Here is an 8,746-nt window from a genome sequence, read left to right on the forward strand (position 1 = left end):
ATGATTGCCTCTGCCAGGGCTATGCTGTCTTCGGCTGGCACAATTAGGCCCGCCTTGGCCTCGCTTACGATATCGGCCGCCTCGCCATCAAGGCACGCCAAGATGGGGCGCCCAGCTGCTAAGTATGTCGGGATCTTGCTCGGCACCGTCAAACCTAAACCCTTTGCCCGGTTAAGCGTGACTAGGAGAGCAGAGGCCTGCGCAAATACCGCCGGCATCGCCTCTGGCGGAAATCGTCCTACTAGCAGGACATTGGTGAGATGAAGTCGCTCAATTTCGGTCCTGAGCCACTCAGACCGGCTTCCACTTCCAACAAGCACGATGTTAATCTCAGGATCTGATATTCGGCCTGCCGCGTCTAAAACTGTCTCCAGCGCCTGAGCTGACCCGAGATTACCAGCAAACACGACATTGAACCCGCGCGTAAGATCCAGAGGCGAACCCGTGAATTTGCTATCTACCGCCAGATTCAAATCGCCAGGATTGGGGTGGTATGCGATTGGCACCGCATCGCCGGCAACGGCGCGTATCTTTGCGATGAAACCGCGTGACTGGGCTAGAAGAAGGTCGGAACGTTGGTAAATGAAGCGAGTGAGGGCCTCCACAGCGCTCAGCACTCGCTGGTTGCGAACAAACCCTGTTTCTTCCAAATTGTCCGGCCACAGATCCTGGACCCAAATCACATGAGCGGCAGATTTGAACTGTCTGAAAACGGCCCCTACCAATCCTTGCAGAATCGGGGAGTTCGCATACACGAAGACAATATCGTATCGCTTGGATCGCGTTAAAAATAGCCCGATGATGCTCCCCGACACGACGAATGAGAGGTAATTCCACACTCTCCGTAGCCCCCCGCCTTTGCCTCGCGGCACAACAGGCACCCGGTGTATCAGGTACCCGGACGGATGAATTTGCGTGCCTGAGCTAAGCGCTCGGTAACCTTCAAATATTTGGCCATGCGGATAGTTCGGCTGACCAGACAAAACCTCAACGTCGCACCCACACGAGCGAAGCGACTCGACAACCTCGTTGATCCTGAACGTTTCAGGCCAAAAATGCTGACTCACGACCAGCACCCGCATCTTCTCGTTAATTCGGTCTGGTGACGGGCTGCCGCACAAAGCCGCGGTCGCGAAGTTCATGACTTAGCCGAACGCTTTATGCTCATCAGCAGGTGATCTTCCATGCCGGGAGTGAACTCCGGCACAGTCGATTTGAGGAGCTTCACTGCGCCTTGCAGATCCCGGGCGCTGACTACGCATTGCATTTCATCAAAAATACGCACAATTACAGCACGTTTGATCGACCGCGACGATGCCGCCAAGATGCCTGAGGCTCCTGTCTCACTCAAGGTCTCTTTGCTGTCGAACAGCTCCTCGTAGAGTTTCTCTCCGGGCCGCAGCCCCGTGTAGACAATCTGAATATCCTTGTCCGGTCGACGTCCCGAGAGCCGAATAAGATTTCGCGCCAAATCGACGATTTTCACGGGAGACCCCATATCGAGCACGAAAATCCGGCCTCGCTCATGCTGTGGCGCGGGGGTGTATGCCGCCGCCTGGAGAACGAGGAGACAGGCCTCAGGGATCGTCATGAAAAAGCGTTCCATGTCGGCATGAGTGACGGTCACAGGACCACCCGCCTTGATCTGCTGTTCGAAAAGAGGGACGACCGAGCCGGCCGACCCCAAGACATTGCCGAACCGAACTGTGATGAATCGCGTGCCGATGACCTCCGGGTCGAGGTCCAACGCCTGGCAATACATCTCCGCCATTCGCTTGGTTGCCCCCATAACATTGGCGGGATTTACCGCCTTGTCGGTCGACACCATGATCATCCTGGATACATTTGCACTGAGCGCCGCATCGGCGACATTTCGTGTTCCGATTGCATTGGTGAAGATGCCTTCGAGCGGCTGAGCCTCAACCATCGGCACGTGCTTCAGTGCCGCAGCATGGAACAGCACATCAGGTTTGAAGCGTTCAACGATCGTGCGCACTGCCTCTTTTTCCCGCACGTTGCAAAGAGCGGCTTGGATATCGATATTTTGCCATCTCTGAGACAGCTCGGACTTGATTGTGTAGAGCGCGAATTCGCTGGCATCGAGAAGAATTAGGCTTCCGGGCTCCAGGTCAGCAATCTGTCGTGCCAACTCAGATCCAATGGAGCCACCGGCCCCTGTAATCATAATGGTCTTACCCTGAATCATCGACTGGATCTTGGGCACGTCCAGTCGAACGGGGTCTCGTTGCAGAAGGTCTTCCAGCTTGATGGGCCGCAGTTCGATCTTCGCATCGATGCTTTGCATATCGAGCAGATTTGGAAGCCGAAGGATTTCTAGCTTCTGAGTTGCGGCAATTTCGACCAGCGCTTCAATGCTGGCATGACGTTCATAATCATCACGTGATCGCGTGAGGATTATCGCCTCTGGGCGGCGCCCCCGAGCCTCAAATCGGGAGAGAATCTGGGGAAGCCGTTCCAAAGGCCCCATAACTGGAACTCCGCGGATAGATCGGCCTGTTCTTCGTCCTCTCTCGTCAATGATTGCCAGCACCTCAAATGAGGTACGATCCCTTTCCTTTATAGCCCTCAGGAAAGCTTCCGCATTGTCGGTAGCTCCGATCAAGAGCACGTTTCTTCCCCCGGCGGGTTCGGCCTTTCTTCGTCGTTTGCTGTCATGGTGATTGCGGTAAACTCGATACGCAGCGCGAGGTCCGGCCAACAGCACGACAGTGAACGCCCAGGCTATAACAACAGAAGAGCGTGGGATCGCATTCAGCCGAATCAGAAGGAACTCAGCGACAATAAAGAGCGCGATGGCCACGCTAGTCGCGCCAGCGATCGCTACCAAGTCAGGAAGCGACGCATAGCGCCATATTCCGCGGTTTAGTCCCAGCAAGAACCCTGCCGTACTGACCATGACCCCGAAGAGGGTAGCTGCTCCAAGCAACACCGGCCAATTCAGCAGGAAGCCATCAAAATCAAGTCGCAACACAAATGCTAGTAGCATCGCGACAGCACCCATTATGCCATCGTGCGCTAGGGCCATTCCTCGCAGCGTAATTGGCCTAGGGATAGTTAGACCCCTTCTAAACTTTATCCTGACATCAGATAACTTTATCCTGACATCAGAGCTACCTGGAAGGCCGCATCTGGCTTCCGGCACCTGTTTAAGGCTTTCGTTCAACACGGATGGTCACGTTGATCAGGCGGTTCACGGATGTCTCAACCCCAAGACGAGCTGTCTCCTCGGAGCTCGTCCAAGGGATCGAATCCAATTTGAGCCAATTTGTCCAACTGTATAGACCAGCGAAGACGCTTCGAGCACGGATAATAATCTCCCCGGCAGGAAGCCGCGGTCCAATGATAGCTTTCGCTGACGAAGCACGATCACGTAGCGAGCCGTGATCCGGCCGGTGACTCTATTTGCATGATGTATTCAGTCCTCCACTACGCAACAACTACTTGGTGGATTCCATAAGGGCAACGATAATGATCCAGTCGCCCCCACTTTTTGAACTTGGGCTTGATTCAGGCGGCGCCATCTCTGCGGAAGAGTCGGCGATCGCCGACCGATCGGACTGCCGACTTCGGATTTTGCCAGGACAGTACCTTGGTCTATTTGGCGATTGGATAAGTCTTCGTTGCACAGCCAGGCCAGAGTGATGATGTCCTAGGCGTTATCGACTGAGTTTCTTGTGGGCAGAGCCCGCCGCGGCGCTGTTCCTGACGCACGCACAGGGGGCGATCCTTACGCGTCGAAGGCCTGGAAACGATGCTCACTTTCAGGGACCGTAGCTTATTGATGCGGTGCCATGCTATGCAGTCTTTCAGGAGAAGAGGTTGGAAATCATTCTGGCCATTGTTGGCATCCTGATTTGCGTCGGACTAGCGAACGTCGTGTTTTCGCTGTTTGGGGACGCGAGGGAAGATGCGCCAAGCCGCCGACGTCTGAAGCGTATTGAGCAACGGAAGGCGCAACATCAGCGCGCGCCTCGCGGATCCTGAAGCGTCTGCCCGCTTTCGAAGAGCGTGCGCAGTCCCGCTTCGGGATAGCTGACCATCGGCCGCCGATCGCGAGCTGCGCGCGTGCGCTGGACCGCCTCCGGCCCTGTCAGGATATCGCCCAAATGCGCCAGGTTGCCTCGCAATTGCGCCCGCTTCGCCGCATCGCCGGCTTGCGTCAGGAAGCTGGCACCGAGCGACTTGGTGAGGTCGATGACCGTCCCTATGGGCGACCTCGCCCCTAGATCACCGTGTATCAACTGATTGGCGGCTGTGCTGCTGCCCGGAGCATCTCGCCGCATCGTCGCCTGCAGCACGTCGAGCAATTCAGGCATGGCGGCGCCAGCTTGCCCGCCGGGCAGATTTCGCAGCACCGCGTCCAGCACCGCCTGGCGCTGGTCGTTGCCGGCCACGCTGCGATGGAACTTGGCGCCGGCCGATTCTCGACTGCCGCCCTGAGTCTCCGTCTGCGCCGTTGAATACCGATCGGCCAAATTCTGGCGAACGAGCGCGGTCGTCGTTTCGGGATCTTGCCGCACAAGGCGCTGAACGGCGTTTGCGGCTTCAGGGGCCGAGCCAGAGAGTGGGTTCTGCGGCAACAGTGCATTGCCGGCGGCGGCGGTGTCCTTGGCCTCGGCCACCCGATGCGGCCCGACGCGTCCGTTGCTGGTGGACGAATATCAGAACTTCACGCCCACCGTGCTGCGGGAGCTGCTGCATCTTCAGGAGCGCTGCGGCTTCGCTTTACTGCTCGCCGGCAACACTCATCGGTTGGCGGGCACGAGGCGTGATATCCACGCTCTGGATCAGATCGAAAGCCGCATCGGCATGCGTTTCGAGATCGGGCAGCCGACGCGGGAGGACTGCATAAGGATCGGCGCCGAAAACAACGTTGAGGGAGCCGACGCCTACGAAGCGATTGTTATCTACGGTGAGAACACCTCGCTTCGCGCGCTTTGCCACCTCCTCCAGAACTGCGCTGCCGTTACCAATGGCGTTGGCAGCATTCGTCTTTCTCAGATCGAGACCACGCTTCGTGTCGTGTCGTGCGGCAGCGATGCGCTCAAGCTTTTACACGAGCGCGGCGACGACATCCGAAGATCGGCTTAATTCCGGACAGCGACAGATAATTTCGGACTGCACACCGTCCAGAAATATTTGTCGTTGGTGAGACTCCAAGTCCAGAATTATCTGTTGTCGGCCTGACTGCTAAGTGGCTCATATTCCCCCGGTTTTCGCCGGAAGAGGTTACCAACGAACTTCGGTCAACCAGGTCACCAGCGTGCCCCAACGACAAGTAATTCCGAACTGGCGCTATGAGACTGTCTTCATTAAGCTTATTGCGGCGCTGATTGGTAACCTGAGGCCACCCAACACGCGGTTTGGTAACCCTAAGGAACAAGTTTGATAACCCGTATCGAGTGAATGCCGCTCGCACTTCTCGGCGGATTCTTTTCAGTTCTAAGACCGGCTTAATTCCGGACAATGACAGATAATTCCGGACGGCACACTGGGATTGGTGAGATCGCGAAATTGACGCGCTTAGCTGATCAGCCCTATCCGCCTCATTCCTCATCATTTGAAGCGGTGGGATGCGGTTGCTCCTCTGGCGAGCTCCTTCCGGGTAAAGTTGTTATTGGCATCCTGCCTCTCAAGCGGAGGTTGACCGTCGGAAACGAGTTGCCCAATTGCGGTCATTCGAACAGATGGATTCTAGTTCTGTCCGCGTCCGGTGATCTACCCGAAGCGATCGATCCTGAAATCGTCGAGTGGCGTTTCGCAACGTCCGGTCGTGATCAGTTCGGCCATCGCGTCGCCCACGCCCGGACCGAGCTGGAAGCCATGTCCGCTGAAGCCGAAGGCGTGGAACAGGCCTGGCGTCGTCGCCGAGCGTCCCATGACCGGCAGCATGTCCCGCACATAACCCTCACAGCCGGACCAGGTGCGGATGACCGCGACCTTTGCGATTGCCGGCAGCAGCCGAGTGACCGCGCGCAATTGCAGGGGAAGGCGCATGGGATCGGCGACCGCATGGCCTGGATCGAGGTTCACCGATACCCTTTCGGCGGCGCCGCCGAAAACGATGTTGCCCCGCTCGACCTGACGCAAATAGGCGCCATGGTCCTTGTCGCGCGTCCAGATGCCGACCACCGGCAGAATCCGATGCGGCAGCGGCTCGGTCACGCCCATTTGCGGACCGCGGGCGTCAAGCGGGACCTCTTCGCCAAACTGTGCGGCAATGCGCGCGCCCCAGGCTCCGGCGGTGTTGAGCAGGCAGTCGGCGGCGAATGCACCTTTCGAACTGGCGACAAGGAAACCGGAGCCCGTATGGGTGATCTTCTGGACCTCAGCTCCCTCGATGATTTGCGCCCCCAGTTTGCGGGCCGCCTCGGCAAAGGCGGGTGCGATCAGCCGTGGATTGCCGCTGCCATCTTGCGGAGAGAACGACGCTCCGATCGCGTCAGGGCCGAGGCCGGGAAACCGGGAGCGGATCTCACGCGGGCCGAGTTCCTCCAGCTCAAGCCCCCACGGCCGCGCGGCTTGGGCATAGGCCCGCATGTCGGCAAGGCTTCCTTCATCGAAGATCAGCCGGATATGGCCGGTGGCGCGGAACTCGACGTCGCGGCCAAGCATCCTTTCGGCCTCACCCCACAGCCTGAGCGAACGGTGGGCCAGCGGAAGCTGAGACAGATGGCGCCCCGTGCGCCGGATGTTGCCGAAGGAGGCGACGGTCGCTCCGGTGCCGATCCGGTTGCGCTCGACCAGCGTCACGCGCGCGCCGCGCCTGGCGAGGAAATAGGCCGAAGCCGTCCCCATCAGTCCACCGCCCAGCACGATCACGTCCATGGTTATTCCTTGTGCGGAGCGGATACTCCCTGAAGACGCCGATCTTGTCGGCACCGCTTCATTGCGTCAAAGATGAGTTTGGACAACAGCCATAAGCCAAACCTATGGAGTGGCAATGCGGGCCCGTCAGCTCGAAGTGTTCATCGCCGTCATGCGCGCGGGCACCGTGACCGCCGCGGCGCGGATGCTGAACATCTCCCAACCCGCTTTGAGCCAGATCCTGCTCCACACCGAGGACGAACTCGGCTTCATGCTGTTCGAGAGGGTGAAGGGCCGGCTGCGGCCGACCCCGGAGGCGCTCGAGATCTTCGCCGATGCCGAGCGGCTGTCGGCGGGGCTGGAAGGCTTACGCCGCAAGACCACCGACCTGCGGCTTGGCCGGACGGGGTTGGTGCGGGTCGCGGCCTCGCCACCGCCGGCCATGGCCATCTTGCCGCACGCGTTCACCAGCTTCCGGGCGCAGCATCCCGACATTTTGTTGCGGTCGCATATGGCGCCGATCGCCGCGATCATCGACATGCTGCGCGCCGGTGATGCCAGCCTCGGCGTCGCCATGGACGACCGCCTGCCTCTCGATATCGAGGCGGAAGTGATCGGCAGCGTCGGCTTCTCATGCCTGCTGCCCACGGGGCACGCGTTGGCCGGGAAGACCGAGCTGGCGCTCGCCGATCTCGCCGGCGAAGAGTTGATATCCTATCGCGCAAACACCCGTCCCGCCGACGAGTTGGCCCACGCTGCCCGTGCGCAAGGTGTGGCGCTTTCGCCGTCGCTCGAGATCGATGTCTCCATCTCGGCAGTGGGCTTCGTCCAGGCCGGTCTGGGTGTCGCGCTCGTCGACGCATTGCTGCCCTGGCATCAGTTTGCCGGGCTTGCCGTCCGGCCGCTGGCGAATGGGCCGGAGTTTCCAATCGCGCTGCTCACATCGCGTACCCGGGCGCTTTCGCGGGCCGATGAGATGATGCGCGACCAGATCCGCGCGGCCTGTTCCGCCGTGCTGGGCGCTGACAAGGCAAGGGCATAAGCAGGACTTATGGCCCTGCTCGTCATCCATCTTGGACCCTGGCCATCCTGTCGTGTCAGCTTTGGTTGGCAGACAGGAAGGGACGCATCATGGATGGTGCCATCGCGGCGGACGAGACGCGCAACGAAGCCGACTGGAAGGTCGGCGTCGATATCGGTGGCACATTCATCGATTTCTGTGCGCTCGAAGCAAATTCGGGGCGTGTCGCCTCGCTGAAGGTGCTGACGACGCCGGAAGATCCGGGTGCCGAACTGATGACGGGCCTCAGGCTTCTGGCCGAACGCGAAGGCTTTGATCCCAAACGCATGACGCGCTTCGTGCATGGGACTACGGTCGGCATCAACACCATCATCCAGCGAAAGGGCGCGCCGCTTGCGCTGTTCACCAATGCCGGCTTCGAGGACATCATCGAACTGGCGCGGCTTCGCATGCCGGACATGTATTCGCTGTTCTGCTCGCGGCCGGACCCGCTGATCTCGCGCGACATGGTTTTCGGCATTCCGGCCCGCATGCGTGCCGATGGCAGCGAATCCCGGGCGCCTGATATGGCGGCGGTGGAAAGGGCGGTGGCAGCGGCGAAAGCCAACGGGGCGCAAGGCATCATCGTGTCCTTCCTGCATGCCTGGCGCAATGCCGCTCAGGAAGCTTCGGTGAAGGCGACCATCGCGCGTCTTGCGCCCAACCTGTTCGTCTTCTCCTCGGCCGAGGTCTGGCCGGTCATCCGCGAATATGAGCGCAGCTCGACCGCCATCCTCAATGGCTATGTCCATCCGCGCGTCTCGGGCTATCTGACGGCGCTGGAACAGCGGCTGAAGGAGCACGGCGTGCCGGCCCGCCCCATGCTGACGAAGTCGAACGGGGGGCTGATGAACGCTG

The 8,746-nt window shown here is 59.6% G+C and carries 7 protein-coding genes; 3 read left to right on the top strand and 4 right to left on the bottom strand.

Annotated features, from left to right (window positions below; genetic code table 11):
• From EOC06_RS02710 to EOC06_RS02720, 3 genes are all read right to left on the bottom strand, one after another.
• Nucleotides 1–1,142: glycosyltransferase family 4 protein (locus EOC06_RS02710; protein ID WP_206631148.1), on the bottom strand; the 1,142-nt coding region annotated here is incomplete at its 3' end.
• On the bottom strand, nt 1,139–3,022 hold the full coding sequence (locus EOC06_RS02715) for a nucleoside-diphosphate sugar epimerase/dehydratase (protein ID WP_164762595.1): 1,884 nt from the start codon (nt 3,020–3,022) through the stop codon (nt 1,139–1,141). The genes EOC06_RS02715 and EOC06_RS02710, both read right to left, overlap by 4 nt.
• Before the next feature lie 958 nt (nt 3,023–3,980).
• Complete coding sequence (locus EOC06_RS02720; RefSeq protein WP_127327827.1) at nt 3,981–4,643, bottom strand: hypothetical protein; 663 nt, start codon at nt 4,641–4,643, stop codon at nt 3,981–3,983.
• Between EOC06_RS02720 and EOC06_RS02725 the strand changes: the two genes are divergently transcribed.
• Nucleotides 4,630–5,112, top strand: coding sequence for a hypothetical protein (locus EOC06_RS02725; protein ID WP_245469297.1), 483 nt, complete (start codon nt 4,630–4,632; stop codon nt 5,110–5,112). The two genes, EOC06_RS02720 and EOC06_RS02725, sit on opposite strands and share 14 nt — an antisense overlap.
• Nucleotides 5,113–5,739: 627 nt before the next feature.
• Here EOC06_RS02725 and EOC06_RS02730 read toward each other — a convergent pair.
• Entirely contained in the window at nt 5,740–6,849 is a 1,110-nt protein-coding gene (locus EOC06_RS02730; protein ID WP_127327826.1) for an FAD-binding oxidoreductase, read from the bottom strand.
• Between the two features lie 115 nt (nt 6,850–6,964).
• Here EOC06_RS02730 and EOC06_RS02735 point away from each other — a divergent pair, with 115 nt between their 5' ends.
• Nucleotides 6,965–7,870, top strand: a complete 906-nt coding sequence (locus tag EOC06_RS02735) for a LysR family transcriptional regulator (RefSeq protein ID WP_127327825.1) — start codon at nt 6,965–6,967, stop codon at nt 7,868–7,870.
• A gap of 89 nt (nt 7,871–7,959) precedes the next feature.
• Nucleotides 7,960–8,746: hydantoinase/oxoprolinase N-terminal domain-containing protein (locus EOC06_RS02740; RefSeq protein ID WP_164898440.1), on the top strand; the 787-nt coding region annotated here is incomplete at its 3' end.

The sequence above is a fragment of the Mesorhizobium sp. M7A.F.Ca.MR.362.00.0.0 genome, from assembly GCF_004023175.1.
GTDB lineage: Bacteria > Pseudomonadota > Alphaproteobacteria > Rhizobiales > Rhizobiaceae > Mesorhizobium.